The organism is Mesorhizobium sp. YM1C-6-2 (assembly GCF_003666685.1).
Taxonomy (GTDB): Bacteria; Pseudomonadota; Alphaproteobacteria; order Rhizobiales; family Rhizobiaceae; genus Mesorhizobium_K.
Genome location: NZ_RCIZ01000006.1, coordinates 236,829 through 255,123 on the forward strand (window position 1 = coordinate 236,829; position 18,295 = coordinate 255,123).

An 18,295-nucleotide genomic window follows, 5' to 3' on the forward strand; every position below is an offset into this window, starting at 1 on the left:
TGGTTCTGGAGGAGAATTCTGATGGGAATTGAGGGAATTGGCGCGCGCGTCGCGCGAAAGGAAGACAAGAGGTTCATCACCGGCCTCGGCCGCTATGTCGACGACATGGTGGTGCCCGGAATGAAGCACGCGGTGTTTGTGAGAAGCCCGCATGCGCACGCGGAGATCGTGTCGATCGACGTGTCGGCGGCGCAGGCGATGCCGGGCGTGATCGGCGTGCTGACCGGCAAGGAGCTGAAGGCCGACGGCATCGGCAACCTGATCTGCGGCTGGATGATCCACTCCAAGGACGGCACGCCGATGAAGATGGGCGCGTGGTCGCCTCTCGCGGTCGGCAAGGTGCGCTATGTCGGCGACGCGGTGGTGGTCGTGGTGGCCGACACCAAGGGCCAGGCGCGCGACGCCGCGGAAGCGGTCCAGATCGAATACAAGGAGCTGCCTTCGGTCACCGACGCCTCGAAGGCGATGGACGCGGGCCAGCCGCAAATCCATCCCGAGGCCGAAAACAACCTGATCTTCGACTGGGAGATCGGCAACGGCGACGAGACGGCGGCCGCGTTCACGAAGGCCGCCCATGTCGTCAAGATCGACCTGATCAACAATCGGCTCATCCCCAACGCGATGGAGCCGCGCGCGGCACTCGGCGTCTACGACAAGGCCGAGGACCACTACACCTGCTGGACGACCTCGCAGAACCCGCATGTCGCACGGCTGGTGATGAGCGCCTTCTACAACATCGCGCCGGAGAACAAGCTGAGGGTGATAGCACCCGACGTCGGCGGCGGCTTCGGCTCGAAGATCTACATCTACCCGGAAGAGATCGTCTGCCTGTGGGCCTCCAAGAAGACCGGCGTGCCGGTGAAATGGGCCGCCGACCGCACCGAGAGCTTCCTGTGCGACGCGCATGGCCGCGACCACCACACGCATGCCGAGATGGCGTTCGACAAGGACCACAAGATCCTCGGCTTCAAGGTGGGCATGCAGGTCAATCTCGGCGCCTACATGTCGCTGTTCTCCTCGGTGACGCCGACCTACCTGTGCGCTACGTTGCTGTCGGGCCAGTACAACATCCCGGCGATCCATGCGAACGTGAAGGCGATCTACACCAACACCGCCCCGGTCGATGCCTATCGCGGGGCAGGGCGCCCGGAGACGACCTTCGTGGTCGAGCGCATGATGGAGGTGGCCGCCAGACAGTTCGGGATGAGCCCGGTGGAACTCAGGCGCAAGAACTTCATCCGCGAGTTCCCGCACCAGACGCCGGTGATCCTGATGTATGACGCGGGCGACTACGACGCCTCGCTCGACGCGGCGCTGAAGGCTTCCGACTATGCCGGGTTCCCGGCCCGCAAGGAGGCCGCCAAGGCCAAGGGCAAGCTGCGCGGCATCGGGCTGTCCTGCTACATCGAGGCCTGCGGCATCGCGCCATCGGCGGCGGTGGGCTCGCTCGGCGCCGGCGTCGGCCTGTGGGAATCGGCCGAGGTGCGCGTCAACGCGGTCGGCACGATCGAGGTGCTGACCGGATCGCACAGCCACGGCCAGGGCCACGAGACGACCTTCGCACAGCTCGTCAACTCGCGCTTCGGCGTGCCGCTCGACAGCGTGTCGATCGTGCATGGCGACACCGACAAGGTGCAGATGGGCATGGGCACCTACGGCTCGCGCTCCGGCGCGGTCGGCATGAGCGCGATCGCCAAGGCGCTCGACAAGGTGGAGGCCAAGGCCAAGAAGATCGCGGCGCACCTGATGGAGGCCGACGAGGGCGACATCGTCATCGAGAACGGCGAGCTGAAGGTCGCCGGCACCGACAAGAAGGTGCCGTGGTTCCAGTTGGCGCTCGCCGCCTATACAGCGCACAACCTTCCGGCGGGCATGGAGCCCGGGCTGAAGGAGACGGCCTTCTACGATCCCAGCAACTTCACCTTCCCGGCCGGCTGCTATGTCTGCGAGGTCGAGATCGATCCCGAGACGGGCGTCACCGAGATCGTGCAGTTCGTCGCCGCCGACGATTTCGGCAATATCATCAACCCGATGATCGTGGAGGGCCAGGTGCATGGCGGCATCGCGCAGGGCGTCGGCCAGGCGCTGCTCGAGGGCGCCGTCTATGACGCCGGCGGGCAACTCCTGACCGCGAGCTACATGGACTACACCATGCCGCGCGCCAGCGACCTGCCGTCCTTCCAGGTGTCGACCTCCAACACGCCGTGTCCGTCGAACCCGCTCGGCATCAAGGGCTGCGGCGAGGCCGGCGCGATCGGCTCGCCACCGGCCGTCATCAACGCCATCACCGATGCGCTCGGGCATGAGGATCTGGTCATGCCGGCGACACCGTTGAAGGTTTGGAACGCGCTGCGCAAACATTGAAGGGAGTGGGGGAGTAAGGGAGTAGGGGAGTAGGGAAGACGAGTGCCGAAACGCATTTTCCCTACTAACCTGTTCCCCTATCTCCCTTGCTAACCTCACCCCAGAGGGAGAGAGAGATGTACTCAGTCAACTACCATCGCGCCTCCTCGGTCGCCGAGGCGGCAACGCTGTTGAAGAGCGGCGACGCCAAGGCGCTGTCGGGCGGCATGACGCTGCTTCCGGCGATGAAGACCAGGCTGGCGGCGCCGTCGGATGTGGTCGACATCGCCCGCATCGGCGAGCTCAAGGGCATCAAGGTGTCTGGCCGGACGGTAACGATCGGCGCGGCGACGACGCATGCCGAAGTCGCGTCGAGCGCCGAGCTGAAGAAGACGGCGCCCGCGGTCGCCGAACTCGCCGGCATGATCGGCGACCCCCATGTGCGCCACAGGGGCACGATCGGCGGTTCGGTCGCCAACAACGACCCGGCGGCGGACTATCCGTCCGCGCTTCTCGCGCTCGGCGCCACGGTCGTGACCAACAGCCGGGAAATCGCGGCGGACGACTTCTTCACCGGCCTCTTCGAGACGGCGCTGGAGGACGGCGAGATCATCACCGCCATACGCTTCGAAGCCCCGGAGAAGGCGGCCTACGAAAAGTTCCGCAACCCTGCCTCGCGCTATGCGATCGCCGGCGTGTTCGTCGCCAGGACGGGCTCCGGCGTGCGCGTCGCGGTGACGGGAGCCGGCGAGAACGGCGTCTTCCGCCAGGGCGACATGGAGGCCGCGCTGGCCAAGAATTTCGCAGCATCGGCGGTGGAAGGGATTTCGGTGTCGGCCGACGGGCTGATGAGCGACATCCACGCCTCGTCCGAATACCGCGCCAACCTGGTGAAGGTGATGGCCAAGCGCGCGGTGGCAAAGGCGGGGTAAAGGACCGTCACCCCAGGGATTGCTTCTCCAGCCGTCTAAGCGAGGCTCCGCTCAAACCGGAGCCTCGACTCTCGCCTGCTGGCCGGCCGTCACTCCAGAGATTTCAGAAAGGCGATGAAGTCGCCGATCTGGTCGGGCTCAAGCCTGAATTCGGGCATGCCGGGATGGCCGGTGCGGATGCCTTCGGCAAGGGATTCCTGGAGGTCCTCGACCGGATAGCGCTTGTGCAGATCGCGGAAGGGCGGGGCGAGCGGCAGGGGACTCGGGCCGGCAGGGTCTATCGAATGGCACTGCGCGCAATTGGTTTTTGCGAACACCAGGCCGCGCTGTTCGGACGGGGTGAGCGCCAGCGCGGCATCGACCGCCGCCACCGATGCCAGAAACGCCAGGCCGAGTCTCAGGGTCTTCATTTCAAAATCCTTTCTGCCAGCCGCCAGAATCGAAGCGTATCTCTCCCGCATGATCCCAAGATGGCGGTGAAATCGCTCGCCGGCCTTGATCCAGGACAATCGGTGCCGCGACCCTGCGCCGCGCGGCCGTGAGACGACGGGTTTCCAATCTGTTAAGGCTAGGTTCCGATCCGGCGGAACGGCAGCGGGCGATAGGGTATTAGGTAGCTCATCGTGAGGGTTGGCATGCGACGCGCGCGACTTCTGTATTCGATCGGCCTGGCCGCCATCTGGATGTTCATCGGCCCGGAAGCGGCGCTTTCGGGTGGGCAAGGCGGCGAGCGCAGCGTTCGCTACAAGCCGAGCTACGAGGGCTACCACCTGCGCCCTCCCTATTACCTGCCTGAGCTGGGCTGGTATACGCCACCGGACTTCCACGACCGCTCGCTTTATTTCGGATACCATTTCCACGAGCCGGGCAGACCGCGCGTCCCACAGCGGAAATATCGCACGGTGAGGCTCACGCCTGCACATCTCGAATGGTGCCGCGCCACCTACGTATCCTACCGCCCGGAAGACAATTCCTTCGTCGCGTATAGCGGACGAAGAAAGCAGTGCCGGTCGCCCTACCGGTAAGCCAGGAATTTCCCGCACGAAACGAGATCATCGCCGTCGTGCGCCTCAAGGCCGCGGAAAAAGCGGCCTGCGGAAACCTGTATCGCACCATGCGATCGCCGGCGTGTTCATCCAAGGCGCGTCGCGGGGATGTGAGCAGGCAAAAGCCGCCACAGAGGCGGCACTACTGACCAGGATTTTCTCCTACCACTACTAAAGCCAATCGAGCGCACCGAACAGCAACCAGCCCAAGAGGCCGGCTCCAACGACCGCCAGAACGACATTCAGCTTGGATTTCCACAAATAGACAATCGCCAGCGCGAAGGCAAAAAGCAGAAATCCGGCCAACAGGGACGGCAGCCGCTGGATGACGGTGGCGGCAAGTTCCAGTGTCGTGGCGGCAATCAGGCCCACAACCGCGCCGGCGACCCCTTCCAGAAAGCTGTGCAAGGTGTTGTTCGTGATGACCTTCTCAAGGCGGTCGTGGAAGAGCAGCGAGAAGCCGAAGGCGGGCAGGAAAATCCCCACTGTCATTGCGACCGCGCCGAGCGGGCCGCCGACAAAATATCCGACAAAAGTGGAGAATATGATGAGTGGTGCGGGAAGGATGCCGGACAGAGCTAGCCCATCCAGAAATTGAGCGTCCGTCATCCAGCCATTGCCAACCGCGTCGTCGCGCAGGAACGGTATGACCGTATATGCACCACCGAAGGTCAGCAGTCCGGCCTTGAGGCCCGACAGGAAAAGACCAAATAGCGCTGGCTCAGCGACTGCGGTTGTTTGATCAGCAACGAGGTTTTGGAGGGGCTCGATCTGGTTATCGGCGCCGAGCAGCCGGGCAAGTACGGCCGCGCCTGCTAGCACGAATACTGAGAACGCAATTTGTCCGCGTCGGACAAGCATGTAGGCGAGGCCAGCTGCGGGTAAGGTAACCCAGAACGCAGTGCCAAGGATCGTGGCGGCGGCACTGCCAATCCCGATTGCCCAAAGCCAGTGGTCGAGCAGGACATGCTGGCCGATGCGATGAACAGCCCGGACAATCAGTGCGATTACCGCTATCTGAACGCCAAGGAACATCGGGCCCAGCGCCGACTGGCTGATGTCAATGGTGAAATAGAGCCACGAGAGGGCAAACATCAGCACGAAACCGGGCATCATGAAGCCCAGGCCGGCCAGAAGCCCGCCGGGCCGTCCTCCTGCAAGCATGCCAATGTGAACGCACAGTTCGTGCGCCTCGGGTCCAGGCAGTACCTGATAGACCGCAAGGAGGCGGTTGAAGCGGCCGCTTGAAAGCCAACGCTCCTCTTCCACCAACTCGCGGCGGATCATCGCTATCTGCGCGACGGGGCCGCCCCAGGCGAGCAGGCCGAAGCGGAGAAACCGAAGAAATATCTGCCCAGGCGACAGAACAGGCGGCGATTGTTCGGCCGGAATTGCCGGTTCAGTCGATGGCGCGGCGCTCATGGAACCGCTCCCGACTTTGCGGAGGGCCAATTGTGCGTCTCGTCCGTGGCGTCCCGGCACCAGCGATAGAATGCATCATAGAGCGTCATCCCGGCATCGAGCTGCGCAAGGTCGTTCGAGTACATACGTGACAGACCGAGAGAGACCGCGAGGAGGCCGGAGGCTTCGGGCTCGAGATCGAGCCGGGCTGTGTCGGCGCCGCGGACTATCCTTGCCAATTTCAGCAGCGGTTTCGTCGAGAGGCCGAACTCACTGACCATTACGTCGAAGGTGCAAAGTTCGCCGCGGTGGCTCCAGAATACGTCCTCAACATCGAAGGGGATGGCGCCAAACCGCTCGGCTACCCCGGCGACCTCCTGAGGAGCGACGAACAGAAAAATGGCACCGGGATCAACGAAGCGGCGGATCAGCCATGGGCATGCGATGCGGTCGATCTTCGGGCGGGCTCGAGTTACCCAGAGCGTATTACCCGCCGTATTGGATCCGCGCAGCGCGGCAACCGGTACGGCAGGATAGTCGGCGGCTATCCACGCTTCATAACCGCCTTCCAAGGATTCCGCTGCTACGCCCAAATGACGAAGCCACGCAGCGACCCCTTCGCTGAGTTTCTTGCCTCGATGGCAGATCACCGTCGCCGAGGCTTTGCCAAGGGCAGGGGCCCAGTTTTGCACCCGGTCATGCTCCCGGCGCATCGAACCAGGCACCAGCCGCGGGTCGGCCGCAAAGTCCTCGTCGGTGCGGACGTCAATCAGTGCCGGGCAACCGGGCGTACCAATCAGACGATAAAGCTTATCGATGGTGATCGTTGTCGGGGATGACATAACGCGTCCTTCCGTTAACCGGGATGCATGGACGCGATTCTTGGGCTGTCGCCTCGTGGGGAGATCGCTATCCCCATGCGCAAATGAATCGCGCCGGAAACGACAGCTGTCAAGCAGTCCGGCGTCTGAGATCGGTTGCTTGGTAATTTTAGAACTTGCATTTTAAAATGTGTGTTCTAATATCTGGCGTATGGGCCGTACACGCACATTCGACAGGGATGCCGTTCTCTTCGCCGCCGCCAATGCTTTCCGGCAGCGCGGCTTTCGCGATGTTTCGATCGCCGAGCTGGAGAAGGCGACGGGGCTGGTCTCGGGCAGCATCTACAACGCTTTCGGCGACAAGGCCGGGCTGTTCCGCGCCGCCTTGCACCACTACGTCCACGGCTTCGTGAAGCAGCGGCTCGACGCCTTCGCGGGCGAGAGCGCGACGCTGGAGGACCTCGAAGGGCTGATCCTCTCGACGCTGGAGCCGCCGCTTTCCGACGGTTTCGGCTGCCTCGTCACCAATTCGATCGTCGAGTTCGGCCGCGAGGAGGGCCTGGCGTCGGCCGACATAGCCGACACGCTGGTGATGACCGAGACGGCGATCGGCGACGTGCTGGCGCGGGAACTGGGGCCAGCGACGCCGGAGGCGGCGACGCTGCATCTGATGACGCTCTACCACGGTGTGCTGACGCTTTCGCGCAGCCGCGTGCCGACAGCGGCGATGGCCGCAATGGTGCGCGCCGAGTTCGCGCGGCTCAAGGCATTGCGCGACGGCGCCCGCGAAAAAAACCGGAACTGAAACAAACCAACGGAGGAGAGCTGCCATGATCACCATGATCCACCCCGCCGGCTATGCGAAGTCGCCTCACTACAGCCAGGGCGCCGAGGTGCGGTCGCCGAACCGCACGCTCTATATCTCCGGGCAGGTCGGCGTCGACGCACAAGGCAATATGGGGCAGGGGATCGCCGAGCAGGCGAAGATCGCCGTCGCCAACATGAACGCAGTGCTGGCCGAGGCCGGCATGGACGCCGGAAATCTGGCCAAGGTGACGATCTACCTGACCGACGAAAGCCTGATCCCCGGCTTCATGGAAGCGGCGGGCGACGCGCTGCCTTCGCCGCCGCCGGCCACCACGCTGCTCGTCGTCAAGGCGCTGGCCGCGCCGCCGCTGCTGGTCGAGATCGAGGCGGTGGCGGCGGCTTAGAGCCGTGGCTCATGTCGTGTTTCCGGGAACCAAAGCCGAAGGACGCCGGTTAGGTTTTCGGGCACCCTTGCAGAAAGGAGATCGACATGAAGCTGATGTATTCATTGATGCTGGCGACGGCGCTTTCCTTCGCCGCCGGTACGGCAATCGCCGCATGCCCCGACACCTCGGCGGCCACCGAGCCGGGCACCGACATGAACAAGACCGGCGCGATCGCCAAGGACGGCACCACCGCGCCGCTCGAGGGCGCGGAGCCGGGAGCCAACAAGGTCGCCAAGGACGGCTCCACCATGCCGCTCGCGACCGAGCAGGGCGGCGGCAACAAGGATCTCGCCACCTCCGAGCAGGATGTCGAGGCGCAGCAGGAAGGCGACAAGACCGCCGCCGCCACGGCTGACGAGGACAAGTGCCAGGAGTGACGGGCGAAGGGCGTCGGCGTTGCGGGCGATGGCCTGTCGAGCCAGGCTGACGGCTGGCTGAACCTGGCCTGGAGCGTTTCTCCTCGAATCAAGGAAATGCTCTAGCGCCTTGTTTTTACGCAATTCCCAGGGGAAATCGGTTCCCGGTTTACCGGAACTGCTCCCGGTTTGCCGGAACTGCTCTAGTCGGCGCCTTCGATGTTTTCCACCGCGTTGGCCTCGGTGGCGAGGACCTCGACGTCCTGGTTGCGGCCGCCGACCACGGTGAAGTCGCGCTGGTAGATGCGGTCCTTGTTCTTGGCGATGATGGTGTAGTCGCCTTCGGCGAGCACCAGGGAGGCGAAGGCGCCGACCACTTCGCGCACCGGATCGCCAGATCCCGACAGGATCGACCAGGAGGTGTCGGCGATGGCTTCGCCGCCGGCCTCGCGGACAAGCTTCATGGTGAGTTCGGCTGCGTGATGCTCGACGGTCGCCTCGGTGAGCTTGCCGGCCTCGACGCGGATGTCGGAGCGGATGACGGCGTTCACCGCGCCGTAGGTGGAGACGATGTGGTAGATGCCGGAGTTCAGCCGCACCACCGAGTTGGGGCTGACGTCGGGGATGATCAGCGCGCGTTCGCCGTTGGTGTCGGCGTCGGCTTCGTAGATGGAGAATTTCAGCTTGGCGGACGGGATGCGCACGCCGCCGGCGAGCGTGGCGTCGAGCTTGAGGCCGCCAGCGTCGAGCACCAGGCTCTCGCTTTTCGAATCGCGGCCGACGGTGATGCGCTTGGTGGCGCCGGCGCGGCCGTAGGAGGCGTGCACGAGGTAGCCGCCGGGGGCGAGGCTGAAGACGCTGGTGCCGCCTTCGGACGAAGCGATGAGCGGCAGCTTGCCGTCCGGGCCGGCCTGCTGGCCGAAGACGCGCCAGACGAGACCGCGGGAGATGTCCTCGCCTTCCTCGGTGAGCTTGGCCGACAGGGTGATCTCGCCGCTCGTCTGCAGCGCCAGCGGCGAGGAAGGATCGGTGGCGGGCGCGAAGCTGGAGATGGAGGGCAGGCTCAGGTCGAGGGCCGGGGCGGCAGTACCACCGCCGAATTCCTGCGCGCTTACCAAGGCGGGCAGGGCCGTGAAGACGGCCGCACCAAGCAGCACGACAAAAAGACGGGCAACCCCTCCAGTCATGCTTGCCTTCTCCCTCAACCAGATGGCAATTTCAAGACCAATTCGCCATCCATGGCGCCGCGCCTCCGGAACGGGTGGATAAGGACGCAGTGGATTTTTTCGTCCGCGCATGATCCTGTCCGGAAATCGATTCCGATTTTCGGGGGCCTGCGCCCCCGCCGCACGCCGGCCAAGCCCGGCGCCGCGCTTCAGCCAAAGAATCCGGAGATGTGCCCAATGGCCTCGACCATCCTCGACCACCTGTTAAGCCGCAACTCGGCGCCGATCCAGGAACTGAAGGAGCCGGCGCCTTCCGACGCGGAGATCGCGACGATCCTGACCGCCGCGACGCGGGTCCCCGACCATGGCAGGCTGGCGCCGTGGCGCTTCATCCTCTACCGCGGCGAGGCGCGCGAAAGAATTGGGGAAAAGCTGCTGGAGATCGCGGAGAAGCGCGAAGGGCCGCTGCCGGAGGGCCGGCGGAACCAGGAACTGACGCGATTTTCGCGCGCGCCGCTGGTGATCGGCGTGATCTCCAGCCCGAAGGAAAACCCGAAGATCCCGCAATGGGAGATGTTCCTGTCCGGCGGCATGGCGGCGATGAACCTGATGCACGCCGCCAACGCGCTGGGCTACGGCACCAACATGATCACCAACTGGTATTCGGGCACGGAAGAGGGCCGCGCGCTGCTCGGGCTGGCGCCGGACGAGCAGGTGATCGGCTTCGTGCACATCGGCACGCATGAGGGGCCGGGATTCGAACGCCCGCGCCCTGATGTCTCCGCGCTCTATGCCGATTATTCCGGGCCCTGGAAGGAATAGACGACAGCATCCAAGGTCGCGGCGAATCGCCTGCCGACTCGTCAGTCGGCGGGGGCGCCGATTATCCCGAGATAGGCTCCGTTCTGCTCGAAGCGGCAGTCGAAGCCGGCATCGCGGTCGTTGTCTTCACTGTCGACCGTGCCCAACACCAGAAGCTTCCCCTCACGCTCGACCGGCGGATCCGTCGTGATGGCGTCGAGTTGCACCCTAAATCTTTCCGCTGCCGCGTTCTGGCAGAACATGGTCATTTCGGCCTGGGGAACCACGGTTCCCAAGCCGGGTTCCTCGGCTGCGTATCCGCTCTGGGCCAGAGCAGAGCCAAGGATCGCAAACGTCAACAGCACACCCTTCGACCGATATTTCATCATCGCAGATCGCTCCTGTTAGCTCGCATGGGTCGCATCAGTCGTCCGCCCCCAACATAACGCAGCGTAAATCGCGTGTCGCGCTACGATTAAGCCGTCACGCCCGCCGCCTTGGCCCGCGCAAGCAGCCGCTCGGCGCGCTTCAGGTGCGGGATGTCGTACATCTGGCCGTCAATGGCGACGACGCCCGGGTTGCCGGCGTTGGCGAACGCTGCGACCACGGCGTTCGCATGCGCCACCGCTTCGGCGGACGGGGTGAACACCTCGTTGATGACGGGGACCTGCGCCGGGTGGATGGCGAGCTTGGCGGTGAAGCCGTCGCGTTCGGCCTCCAGGCAATCGGCGCGCAGGCCGTCGAGATCGCGGAAATTGACGAAGACGGTGTCGATGGCCGGCACCTCCGACGCGGAGGCGGCGAGAATGGTGACGGCGCGCGCGTAGCGGAAGACGTCTGTATAGCGGCCGTTCTCGTCGCGCGCTGCGCGGGCGCCGACCGCAGCGGAAAGGTCCTCGGCGCCCCAGGTCAGGCCGGCGAGGCGCGGACTGCAGTTCGGATAGGTCGCGGTGGAGAGCGTGCCGAGGCCGGTCTCGGTGACGATCGGGATGATCCTGATGCCGCCGTCGGCGAGGCCGTTCTCGATCTCGGCGACGCGCAGCTTGGTCGCCAGGTGCTGGATGTCGGCGCCGCCCTGCGATTTGGGCAGGATGATGCCGTCAGGGGCGGCCGCCACGACTGCTTCCAGATCGTCGCCGATGAGGCCGCTCGCGAGATCGTTGACCCTGACATAGACGAGGGAAGAGCCGCCGCGCGGGGCGGCTCGGATCGCGTCTGCCGCGAGACCCCGGGCGAGGGGCTTGTTGTCGCGCGCGACGGAATCCTCGAGATCGACGATCACCACGTCGGCGCCGGCCGAAAAACCCTTTTCGAGCTTTCGCTCGGAATCGCCGGGAACGAAAAGCAGCGAGCGCATCAGGCGGCCATCTTCCTGATCATCGCCTGGCGGATGCATCTGGCCACCAGAGCGCCGTTCTGGTTGAACGCGCGGTGCTCGAACTCGACGATGCCTCGGTCCGGTTTCGACTTCGAGTCGCGCACCGAGAGCACTTCGGTCTCGACCCGGATCGTGTCGCCAAGAAAGACGGGGTTGGGGAAGACGGTCTCGGTCATGCCGAGATTGGCGAGCGTGGTGCCGAGCGTCGTGTCGTGCACGGAGATGCCGATCATCAGGCCGAGCGTGAAGAGCGAGTTGACCAGCGGCTTGCCCCATTCGCTTTTGGAGGCGAAATCGAAGTCGATGTGCAAGGGTTGCGGGTTCAGCGTCATCGTCGAAAAGAGCATGTTGTCGCTCTCGGTGACGGTCTTGGTCAGGCTGTGACGGAAAACGTGACCGACCTGGAATTCCTCGAGATAGAGCCCGGCCATCCGCGATCCTCCCTGTATCCGCCACCGGAATAGGCGCAGCAGCGTCCTCCGGCAAGCTAGTTAAAAAATATGGTGAACCAAACGTAAACCATTTCTGCCTAGGGTTCGAAGCCAAAGCCAAGGGGGTTGGCTAAGGGGTCCGGGCGCAGGCTTTGATGGTCGTCTCGCATTTTCTGAAATGGGTGAACACGGCAAAGGCGAACGAGCGCGCGGCCGCCGCCGCCGCACTCGCGCGCGCCTATGTCAACCATGACCTGCCCTTCGAGGACCGCTGCGCCGCGGAGGCGGCGCTGACGCTGCTGCTCGACGATCCCTCGGTGAAGGTACGCAAGACGATGGCCGAGGCGCTGGCGCTGTCGCGCCATGCGCCGCTGCATGTCGTCAGCGCGCTTGCCTCCGACCAGCCCGAGGTGGCCTCGGTGGTGCTGGCGCGCTCGCCGCTGCTGACCGACGCAGACCTGATCGAGCGGGTGCTGTCCGGCCAGAAGGGGATACAGAAACTCATAGCGGACCGACCGGCCGTCTCGATGGAACTGTCGGCGGCGCTCGCCGAGGTCGGCGAGGCGGAAGCCTGCCGTGCGCTCGTCGCCAACGAAGGGGCCGAGATCGCGGCGCTTTCCTTCCGCCGCATGGCAGAGCGCCTTGGCCACAACGGCGCGCTGCGCGAGGTGCTGATCGGCGACCGGCGGCTCCCTGCCGACTGCCGCCACATGCTGCTCGTGAAACTCGGCGAGGCGCTGAAGGGCTCGCCGCTGGTGGTCGCGCTGATGGGCACGTCGCGCGCCGAACGCGTGCTCAGGGACGCCTGCGTGAAGGCTTCGCTGACGCTGATCGACGGCACAGGCTCCGCGGATCATGCCGCACTGATCACGCATCTCAGGGTGCGCGGCGACCTGACGGCCAGCTTCATCATCCGGGCGCTGGCGCACGGCAAGGTCGACTTCTTCGGCTCGGCGCTGGTGGCGCTGGCCGGCCAGTCGGGAGAACGCGTGCGCTCGCTGCTTGCGGCGGGGAGCGACGTCGCGCTGTCGGCGGTCTTCCGCAAGGCGGGCCTCTCGGAAGCCGTCCACGGCATATTGATCCGTGCGCTCAAAGTGTGGCGGGAGGTCGCCAACGGCAAACGTGTCGCCGGCGCCCAGGAGGTTTCCTGGCTGATGCTGCAGGAACTTGGCGGCCAGGCGGCCGAAGGCGATCTCGGGACTCTGCTGAAGTCGATCCACCTCGATGCGCTGCGGGAGAACGCGCGGGAGCATGCGCTGGCGATCGCGGCGGCCTGAGGCTTACCGAAATTCAGGTCAGGCCGGCCTGCAAATGGCGGTTTTCTCCGCTTCCGGTGCTCAGGTACCAAAGTACGCTCCGCTCCGGTTCTCGAAACCCACCATTTTCGACTCGCCCTGACCTGAATCTCGACAAGCCTCCCACGGGTATAGCCGAACGCCTGGCCGTCAGCCTGCCGGCAGCGGCGGTGTTGGCCTGCGGGCGCGGAAGGCATGCACGACGACCGCCGCCATGACCACCGCACCGCCGGCAATGCTGGCGGCGGGCGGCAGTTCGGCGAGGAACATCCAGGCGAAGAGAATGGCGATGGGGACCTCTGCCGAACCGAGCACGCCGGCTTCGGACGCCGGAACCAGGCGCGTGCCTTCCGTCCACAAGACCACGGCGCAGGCAAAGGTGAAGCCGAAGCCGATCATGCGCCAGGCGTCGGCCGTCGAGACCGCCAACGGATCGACGATGAACCATCCCATGGCGAAGAGTATGTAGGCCGACACCGCGCCGACCCAGACGACCGGCGTGTCGCGGAAGGCCCGGATCATAACCATGTAGAGCGCGGCGCCGGCGGTCATGGTGACTGCGACAAGGTCGCCGAAAAAGTGTCCGCCGCCGAGCCCGCCCGATACGATGATGGCGACGCCGAGCAGGCAAACCAGGGACATGGCGATGGTGGCGGCCTGCGGGCGCACGCGCAGGAAGGCCCATTCCAGCGCGGCGGCCATCAGCGGGACAGCCGCGTAGATGATCGCGACATTGGCGACATAGGTGTATTTGAAGGAAGCGATGAAGCCCAAGGAGGCGAGCACGCCTACGGCGACCATTGTCCAGCCGCGCCAGCCGAGCGCGAGGCTCAGCCCGCTCCGGCCCGACCGCCACAGTACATAGCCGGTGATCAGCAGGCCGCCGACCAGGCCGCGCCAGCAGGCGATCGTCCACGGGTCGCTGGAGATCGATTTGGTGAAGATGCCGGCCATGGCGAAGAAAGCCGCCGAAGCGACGATCAGGCCGACGCCCAGGCTGTGCCCGGCGACAGGCGCCGTGTTGGAGGATGAAACGGTGGCTTGGCTGCTCATGCGGCCACCATATAGACGGAGCTTCCGCCAACGCCATGTCAGCAGAGAGGCCGAACTATCGAGCCAGACCGTGCGAGCCAGCCCACGTTGCCGGGTCGGGCATGCTCCCGCATGGGGGCCGACCTAAGGAGACGACGGGTCGCCCGGGATGCGACCACCGCTGGCGGACGCCTCGACGAAGTTGACGATCTCCGTCGTCAGACCGTCGCTCCAGATGTCATTGTGGCCCGACGCGTCATCGATCAGCATACGCTTGGGTTCTGGTGCGATGCGGTAGAGCGCCTCGCCGGAGGACAGCGGGATGACGGTGTCGCGCCGGCCATGGATGAAGAGTTTCGGCTGCTTCACCTTCGCGATACGCAGATCGGAGCGGAACGGATCCCTGATCAGCTGGGCGACGGGAAGGAATCGGTACTGCGCCTGCGCGACCGACAGGACCGACAGATAGGCGGAGATGAGGACGACGCCCGCAGCCGGCCGCTCGGCGGCGGTGTTGACGGCGACGCCGCTGCCCAGCGACTGGCCGACGAGCACGATACCGCCGCCGTCTTTCGCGGACAGCCAGTCGAAGGCGGCGAGGCCGTCCGTCAGCAGTCCCGCTTCGCTCGGCGAGCCCGTCGATCCCGGATAGCCGCGGTAGGAAAGCGCCAGAAGACCGATGCCCTGCGAGCCGAGCGCCCTGGCCAGGAAGGCGAAGTTGCCCGGCCAGTCGGCATTGCCGAGGAAGAATAGCACAGAAGGTTTGCCCGGCCGGGCCGCGCTGTACAGCGCATGCAGCGTTTCGCCGTCGGGTGTGGTTATTGCGACCGCTTCGCCCCATTGCGGGGCGGGTGGCGGCTCGGAGCCGGCGCCTGGGAAGAGGATGGAGCGCTGGGAGAAATACATGAAGACGACGAGCGCCGCGTAGCCGACGAGCGCGATCAGCAGAAAGGTGATCAGTGACTTTCCGATGGCTGCGTCCTCCGCACTCGGTCCAGGAGGCTCGATCCCGGACGGACCGAATTCAGCATGTTCGCTAGTGAAGCGGAAGTGCACAGGCGATAGAGTCGGCGTCATCGCCGAGTGACGGCGACATCGAACCAGCGGGACATCCCATGAAACTCGGCTTCATCGGCACGGGCGCGCTCACATCGGCGATCGTCACCGGGCTCAAATCCGTAGCGAAGAATCCGGCGCCGATCCTGCTGTCGCCGCGCAGCGAGAGCATCTCGGCCGATCTGGCTGCCCGCTACCCGGATGTGCGTGTCGCAGACGACAACCAGGCGGTCCTCGACGGTTGCGACACGGTCATGCTCGGGGTTCGGCCGCAGGTCGCACATGAGGTGCTTTCCGGATTGCGGTTTCGCCGCGACCATCACGTCGTCAGCCTGATCGCCACCGTATCGCGCGAGGAGATAGCCGCCCTGGCCGCTCCCGCCGAGTGCGTGACCAAAGCGCTTCCGATGCCGATGATCGCCCGCGGGCAGGGGGCGACGATCATCTGTCCGCCGGATCGAAGCATGGCGGCCTTGTTCGGCAGTCTCGGCAAGGCGATCGAAGTCGAGAGTTCTGGAGAGTTCGACGCGATGAGCGTCGTCACCGCGACATACGCCACCTATTTCAAATATCTCGAGACGATCCATGCCTGGCTGAAGGGCCAGGGCGTTCCGGATGACAAGGGGCGCGACTATATCGCCACCCTCTTCAAGGCCCTGGCGCAGGCTCCTGACACGAAGCCGGATGCCGACTTCACCCACCTGGCAGCGGACTATGCGACGCGCGGCGGCATCAACGAACAGGTTTTACGCGAACTCACGTCGCGAGGCATGTTCGAGGCGCTGGCCGAAAGCCTTGACGGCGTGCACCGGCGCATCCTGGCGGACTGATCCCGACTAGATATCCAGCGCTTCGGCGTCGGCGAATTCGGCGCGCTCCTGAATGAAGCGGAAGCGCAATTCCGGCTTGGTGCCCATCAGCGCGTCTACGGAAGCCTTGGTGCCCTCGGGATCGGTGTCGTCGGCCTCGACGCGAAGCAGCGTGCGCTTCCTCGGGTCCATGGTGGTTTCCTTGAGCTGCGCGGCCATCATCTCGCCGAGACCCTTGAAGCGGCCGATCTCGATCTTGCCGCGCCCGGTGAACTCGGTCTTCAAGAGCTCGTCCTTGTGGGCGTCGTCGCGCGCATAGGCGACCTTGCCGCCCTGGCGGATCGAGTAGAGCGGCGGCACCGCCATGTAGAGATGGCCGCCACGGATCAGCTGCGGCATCTCCTGGTAGAAGAAGGTGATCAGCAGCGAGGCGATGTGCGCGCCGTCGACGTCGGCGTCGGTCATGATGATCACGCGGTCGTAGCGCAAATCCTCGTCGCGGTATTTCGAGCGGGTGCCGCAGCCGAGCGCCTGGATCAGGTCGGAGATGGTCTGGTTGGCGGCGAGCTTGTCGTTGCCGGCGCTGGCGACGTTGAGGATTTTGCCGCGCAGCGGCAGCACCGCCTGGCTGGCGCGGTCACGCGCCTGCTTGGCCGAGCCGCCGGCGGAATCGCCTTCGACGATGAAGATCTCGGCGCCTGCTGCGGCGTTCTGGGTGCAGTCGGCGAGCTTGCCGGGGAGCCTGAGCTTGCGCACCGCCGTCTTGCGCGAGACTTCGCGTTCCTGGCGGCGGCGGACGCGCTCGTCGGCGCGCTGGATCACCCAGTCGAGCAGCTTCGAGGCTTCCTGCGGATTGGCGGCGAGCCAATGGTCGAACGGATCGCGGATCGCGGCGTCGACGATGCGGATCGCCTCGGTCGTCGCCAGCCTGTCCTTGGTCTGGCCGACGAATTCCGGCTCGCGGATGAAGACCGACAGCATGCCGGCCGCCGAGATCATGACGTCGTCGCTGGTAAGGATCGAGGCGCGCTTGTTGCCGGTCAGATCGGCGTAGGCGCGCAGGCCGCGCAGCAGCACGTTGCGCAGGCCTGCCTCATGCGTGCCGCCCTCATGGGTCGGGATGGTGTTGCAGTAGGAGTTGAGGAAGCCGTCACCGCCATACCAGGTGACGGCCCATTCGACCGAGCCGTGGCCGCTCTGCTTCTCGCTTTTGCCGGCGAAGATCTCGCGGGTGACCTGGAAGTCGCTGCCGAGCGAGGCCGCGAGATAGTCCTTCAGGCCGCCGGGGAAATGGAAGACGGCCTTCTCAGGCGTCTCGTCCTTCTCCGTCAGGAGCTTCGGATCGCAGTTCCAGCGGATCTCGACGCCGCCGAACAGATAGGCCTTGGAGCGCGCCATGCGGTAGAGGCGCGCCGGCTCGAAATGGGCGTTCTTGCCGAAGATTTCCGGGTCGGGGTGGAAGCGCGTGCGCGTGCCGCGGCGATTGTGGACCTCGCCGACCTGCTCCAGCTTGCCCTGCGGGATGCCGCGCGCGAAGCGCATGCGGTAGAGTTGGCGGCCGCGCGCCACCTCGACTTCCAGCACATCGGACAGCGCGTTGACGACGGAGACGCCGACGCCGTGCAGGCCGCCGGAAGTCTCGTACACCTTGGAGTCGAACTTGCCGCCCGCATGCAGCGTGCACATGATGACTTCAAGCGCGGATTTCTTGGGGAATTTCGGGTGCGGGTCGATGGGGATGCCGCGCCCGTTGTCGGTGACGGTAAGGAAGCCGTCGGCCGAGAGGTCGACCTCGATGAAGGTGGCGTGGCCGGCGACCGCCTCGTCCATGGAGTTGTCGATGACCTCGGCGAAGAGGTGATGCAGCGCCTTCTCGTCGGTGCCGCCGATATACATGCCGGGACGCCGGCGGACGGGTTCGAGACCCTCCAGGACCTCGATGTCCGCGGCGGAATAGCCTTCGCTGCCGTCCTTGGCCGGGGCCGCCGACTGGGCGCTGCGCTTGGCGGCGGCCTGCAGGATGGGGTCGAGCGGCCGCGACACCGAGCGTGGCGCGGGCTTTTCGGCACGGGAGAAGAGGTCGTCTCTGTCGTCCATAGGATTTTTCAAGTCAGCGAATCAGGGTTGAATACTGCCACGGAGAGCCATGTGAAGAACAGAGTTCCCGTTCCGTTC

At 65.2% G+C, this 18,295-nt stretch carries 19 protein-coding genes; 9 read left to right on the forward strand and 10 right to left on the reverse strand.

The genetic code is table 11. The features are described from left to right. Positions 1 to 21: 21 nt before the first annotated feature. Positions 22 to 2,364 carry a xanthine dehydrogenase family protein molybdopterin-binding subunit gene (locus D8676_RS17080; protein ID WP_121582290.1) on the forward strand — a complete coding sequence of 781 codons (2,343 nt, stop codon included), beginning with the start codon at positions 22 to 24 and terminating at the stop codon, positions 2,362 to 2,364. A 116-nt stretch (positions 2,365 to 2,480) separates the two neighbouring features. Further along, positions 2,481 to 3,275, forward strand: a complete 795-nt coding sequence (locus D8676_RS17085; protein WP_121582291.1) for a xanthine dehydrogenase family protein subunit M — start codon at positions 2,481 to 2,483, stop codon at positions 3,273 to 3,275. 89 nt (positions 3,276 to 3,364) lie between these two features. Here D8676_RS17085 and D8676_RS17090 read toward each other — a convergent pair whose 3' ends face one another. Continuing rightward, positions 3,365 to 3,685: a cytochrome c gene (locus D8676_RS17090; RefSeq protein ID WP_121582292.1), complete on the reverse strand. Its 321-nt coding sequence runs from the start codon at positions 3,683 to 3,685 to the stop codon at positions 3,365 to 3,367. A gap of 225 nt (positions 3,686 to 3,910) precedes the next feature. Here D8676_RS17090 and D8676_RS17095 point away from each other — a divergent pair, with 225 nt between their 5' ends. Continuing rightward, complete coding sequence (locus D8676_RS17095) at positions 3,911 to 4,300, forward strand: BA14K family protein (protein ID WP_121582293.1); 390 nt, start codon at positions 3,911 to 3,913, stop codon at positions 4,298 to 4,300. A gap of 192 nt (positions 4,301 to 4,492) precedes the next feature. Here D8676_RS17095 and D8676_RS17100 read toward each other — a convergent pair whose 3' ends face one another. Together D8676_RS17100 and D8676_RS17105 are read right to left on the reverse strand one after the other, a co-directional pair. Further along, positions 4,493 to 5,743, reverse strand: a complete 1,251-nt coding sequence (locus D8676_RS17100) for a chromate transporter (protein ID WP_147448208.1) — start codon at positions 5,741 to 5,743, stop codon at positions 4,493 to 4,495. Then, positions 5,740 to 6,564 carry a sulfurtransferase/chromate resistance protein gene (locus D8676_RS17105; RefSeq protein WP_121582294.1) on the reverse strand — a complete coding sequence of 275 codons (825 nt, stop codon included), beginning with the start codon at positions 6,562 to 6,564 and terminating at the stop codon, positions 5,740 to 5,742. Before D8676_RS17105 ends, D8676_RS17100 begins: the two co-directional genes overlap by 4 nt. A gap of 190 nt (positions 6,565 to 6,754) precedes the next feature. Between D8676_RS17105 and D8676_RS17110 the strand changes: the two genes are divergently transcribed. The 3 genes from D8676_RS17110 (at position 6,755) to D8676_RS17120 (ending at position 8,173) form a co-directional block, all read left to right on the forward strand. Next, the gene (locus D8676_RS17110) at positions 6,755 to 7,348 is read left to right on the forward strand and encodes a TetR/AcrR family transcriptional regulator (RefSeq protein ID WP_121582295.1); all 594 of its coding nucleotides are present in this window, start codon (positions 6,755 to 6,757) and stop codon (positions 7,346 to 7,348) included. Positions 7,349 to 7,373: 25 nt separating this feature from the next. Then, positions 7,374 to 7,754: a RidA family protein gene (locus D8676_RS17115; RefSeq protein WP_121582296.1), complete on the forward strand. Its 381-nt coding sequence runs from the start codon at positions 7,374 to 7,376 to the stop codon at positions 7,752 to 7,754. 86 nt (positions 7,755 to 7,840) lie between these two features. Beyond that, complete coding sequence (locus D8676_RS17120) at positions 7,841 to 8,173, forward strand: hypothetical protein (protein ID WP_121582297.1); 333 nt, start codon at positions 7,841 to 7,843, stop codon at positions 8,171 to 8,173. Between the two features lie 182 nt (positions 8,174 to 8,355). Here the strand turns inward: D8676_RS17120 and D8676_RS17125 are convergent, their stop codons facing one another. After that, positions 8,356 to 9,339, reverse strand: coding sequence for a hypothetical protein (locus D8676_RS17125; protein ID WP_121582298.1), 984 nt, complete (start codon positions 9,337 to 9,339; stop codon positions 8,356 to 8,358). 216 nt (positions 9,340 to 9,555) lie between these two features. Between D8676_RS17125 and D8676_RS17130 the strand changes: the two genes are divergently transcribed. Continuing rightward, complete coding sequence (locus tag D8676_RS17130; protein WP_121582299.1) at positions 9,556 to 10,140, forward strand: nitroreductase; 585 nt, start codon at positions 9,556 to 9,558, stop codon at positions 10,138 to 10,140. 41 nt (positions 10,141 to 10,181) lie between these two features. On the opposite strand, the gene D8676_RS17135 is transcribed toward D8676_RS17130, so the two are convergent. The 3 genes from D8676_RS17135 to D8676_RS17145 all read right to left on the reverse strand — a co-directional run bounded on the left by D8676_RS17135 (position 10,182) and on the right by D8676_RS17145 (position 11,928). Continuing rightward, complete coding sequence (locus tag D8676_RS17135) at positions 10,182 to 10,508, reverse strand: hypothetical protein (protein WP_121582300.1); 327 nt, start codon at positions 10,506 to 10,508, stop codon at positions 10,182 to 10,184. Between the two features lie 86 nt (positions 10,509 to 10,594). Continuing rightward, complete coding sequence (locus D8676_RS17140; RefSeq protein ID WP_121582301.1) at positions 10,595 to 11,476, reverse strand: CoA ester lyase; 882 nt, start codon at positions 11,474 to 11,476, stop codon at positions 10,595 to 10,597. Further along, positions 11,476 to 11,928, reverse strand: a complete 453-nt coding sequence (locus D8676_RS17145) for a MaoC family dehydratase (RefSeq protein WP_121582302.1) — start codon at positions 11,926 to 11,928, stop codon at positions 11,476 to 11,478. Before D8676_RS17145 ends, D8676_RS17140 begins: the two co-directional genes overlap by 1 nt. A gap of 155 nt (positions 11,929 to 12,083) precedes the next feature. On the opposite strand from D8676_RS17145, the gene D8676_RS17150 reads away from it, so the two are divergent. Then, positions 12,084 to 13,205 carry a DUF2336 domain-containing protein gene (locus tag D8676_RS17150; protein WP_183097126.1) on the forward strand — a complete coding sequence of 374 codons (1,122 nt, stop codon included), beginning with the start codon at positions 12,084 to 12,086 and terminating at the stop codon, positions 13,203 to 13,205. 168 nt (positions 13,206 to 13,373) lie between these two features. On the opposite strand, the gene D8676_RS17155 is transcribed toward D8676_RS17150, so the two are convergent. Together D8676_RS17155 and D8676_RS17160 are read right to left on the reverse strand one after the other, a co-directional pair. Next, the gene (locus tag D8676_RS17155) at positions 13,374 to 14,276 is read right to left on the reverse strand and encodes a DMT family transporter (RefSeq protein ID WP_121582304.1); all 903 of its coding nucleotides are present in this window, start codon (positions 14,274 to 14,276) and stop codon (positions 13,374 to 13,376) included. A 123-nt stretch (positions 14,277 to 14,399) separates the two neighbouring features. Continuing rightward, complete coding sequence (locus D8676_RS17160) at positions 14,400 to 15,161, reverse strand: alpha/beta hydrolase (RefSeq protein WP_245426871.1); 762 nt, start codon at positions 15,159 to 15,161, stop codon at positions 14,400 to 14,402. A gap of 209 nt (positions 15,162 to 15,370) precedes the next feature. On the opposite strand from D8676_RS17160, the gene D8676_RS17165 reads away from it, so the two are divergent. Next, positions 15,371 to 16,141: a pyrroline-5-carboxylate reductase gene (locus D8676_RS17165; protein WP_121582306.1), complete on the forward strand. Its 771-nt coding sequence runs from the start codon at positions 15,371 to 15,373 to the stop codon at positions 16,139 to 16,141. A 6-nt stretch (positions 16,142 to 16,147) separates the two neighbouring features. Here D8676_RS17165 and parE read toward each other — a convergent pair whose 3' ends face one another. Then, positions 16,148 to 18,217, reverse strand: coding sequence for a DNA topoisomerase IV subunit B (gene parE / locus D8676_RS17170; RefSeq protein ID WP_121582307.1), 2,070 nt, complete (start codon positions 18,215 to 18,217; stop codon positions 16,148 to 16,150). Positions 18,218 to 18,295: the final 78 nt, after the last annotated feature.

What these genes read in the sequence shown, in the direction of transcription:
- D8676_RS17080 (WP_121582290.1), top strand. Translation starts at nt 22, where the DNA reads ATGGGAATTGAGGGAATTGGCGCGCGCGTCGCGCGAAAGGAAGACAAG.
- D8676_RS17085 (WP_121582291.1), top strand. Translation starts at nt 2,481, where the DNA reads ATGTACTCAGTCAACTACCATCGCGCCTCCTCGGTCGCCGAGGCGGCA.
- D8676_RS17090 (WP_121582292.1), bottom strand. Translation starts at nt 3,685, where the DNA reads ATGAAGACCCTGAGACTCGGCCTGGCGTTTCTGGCATCGGTGGCGGCG.
- D8676_RS17095 (WP_121582293.1), top strand. Translation starts at nt 3,911, where the DNA reads ATGCGACGCGCGCGACTTCTGTATTCGATCGGCCTGGCCGCCATCTGG.
- D8676_RS17100 (WP_147448208.1), bottom strand. Translation starts at nt 5,743, where the DNA reads ATGAGCGCCGCGCCATCGACTGAACCGGCAATTCCGGCCGAACAATCG.
- D8676_RS17105 (WP_121582294.1), bottom strand. Translation starts at nt 6,564, where the DNA reads ATGTCATCCCCGACAACGATCACCATCGATAAGCTTTATCGTCTGATT.
- D8676_RS17110 (WP_121582295.1), top strand. Translation starts at nt 6,755, where the DNA reads ATGGGCCGTACACGCACATTCGACAGGGATGCCGTTCTCTTCGCCGCC.
- D8676_RS17115 (WP_121582296.1), top strand. Translation starts at nt 7,374, where the DNA reads ATGATCACCATGATCCACCCCGCCGGCTATGCGAAGTCGCCTCACTAC.
- D8676_RS17120 (WP_121582297.1), top strand. Translation starts at nt 7,841, where the DNA reads ATGAAGCTGATGTATTCATTGATGCTGGCGACGGCGCTTTCCTTCGCC.
- D8676_RS17125 (WP_121582298.1), bottom strand. Translation starts at nt 9,339, where the DNA reads ATGACTGGAGGGGTTGCCCGTCTTTTTGTCGTGCTGCTTGGTGCGGCC.
- D8676_RS17130 (WP_121582299.1), top strand. Translation starts at nt 9,556, where the DNA reads ATGGCCTCGACCATCCTCGACCACCTGTTAAGCCGCAACTCGGCGCCG.
- D8676_RS17135 (WP_121582300.1), bottom strand. Translation starts at nt 10,508, where the DNA reads ATGATGAAATATCGGTCGAAGGGTGTGCTGTTGACGTTTGCGATCCTT.
- D8676_RS17140 (WP_121582301.1), bottom strand. Translation starts at nt 11,476, where the DNA reads ATGCGCTCGCTGCTTTTCGTTCCCGGCGATTCCGAGCGAAAGCTCGAA.
- D8676_RS17145 (WP_121582302.1), bottom strand. Translation starts at nt 11,928, where the DNA reads ATGGCCGGGCTCTATCTCGAGGAATTCCAGGTCGGTCACGTTTTCCGT.
- D8676_RS17150 (WP_183097126.1), top strand. Translation starts at nt 12,084, where the DNA reads ATGGTCGTCTCGCATTTTCTGAAATGGGTGAACACGGCAAAGGCGAAC.
- D8676_RS17155 (WP_121582304.1), bottom strand. Translation starts at nt 14,276, where the DNA reads ATGAGCAGCCAAGCCACCGTTTCATCCTCCAACACGGCGCCTGTCGCC.
- D8676_RS17160 (WP_245426871.1), bottom strand. Translation starts at nt 15,161, where the DNA reads ATGTATTTCTCCCAGCGCTCCATCCTCTTCCCAGGCGCCGGCTCCGAG.
- D8676_RS17165 (WP_121582306.1), top strand. Translation starts at nt 15,371, where the DNA reads ATGAAACTCGGCTTCATCGGCACGGGCGCGCTCACATCGGCGATCGTC.
- parE (WP_121582307.1), bottom strand. Translation starts at nt 18,217, where the DNA reads ATGGACGACAGAGACGACCTCTTCTCCCGTGCCGAAAAGCCCGCGCCA.